Below are 608 nucleotides of genomic sequence, written 5' to 3'. Positions count from 1 at the left end.
GTACGCGAGCTGGGTTTAGAACGTCGTGAGACAGTTCGGTCCCTATCTGCCGTGGACGTTTGAGATTTGAGAGGGGCTGCTCCTAGTACGAGAGGACCGGAGTGGACGAACCGCTGGTGTTCCAGTTGTCTCGCCAGAGGCATTGCTGGGTAGCTACGTTCGGAAAAGATAACCGCTGAAAGCATCTAAGCGGGAAACTTGCCTCAAGATGAGATCTCACCGGGGACTTGATCCCCCTGAAGGGCCGTCGAAGACTACGACGTTGATAGGCTGGGTGTGTAAGCGCTGTGAGGCGTTGAGCTAACCAGTACTAATTGCCCGTGTGGCTTGACCATATAACACCCAAACAATTTGGGCCTATGGCTTGACGCATTGAACGACAGTCTGGAACTGCAGGAGATTGCAAGACCTTACCCTTGTCTAATGAACGACTATCACTTTTCCCACCCTTTACGCCGTGTGGACTAACAAACGCACCGCAACGAATTGCTTGACGACCATAGAGCATTGGAACCACCTGATCCCATCCCGAACTCAGTAGTGAAACGATGCATCGCCGATGGTAGTGTGGGGTTTCCCCATGTGAGAGTAGGTCATCGTCAAGCGCT

At 52.6% G+C, this 608-nt stretch carries 2 rRNA genes; both read left to right on the top strand.

Annotated features, from left to right (window positions below):
• Window positions 1-335 (top strand): 23S ribosomal RNA (locus INT39_RS22355); the annotation flags it as partial.
• Window positions 336-489: 154 nt separating this feature from the next.
• Window positions 490-605, top strand: a 5S ribosomal RNA gene (rrf, locus tag INT39_RS22350).
• The last annotated feature ends 3 nt before the right edge of the window (window positions 606-608 follow it).

The organism is Pseudomonas sp. FME51, from assembly GCF_014897305.1.
The sequence above is the reverse complement of the archived record's forward strand: the minus strand, read 5'-3'. Positions and strand labels throughout refer to the sequence as shown.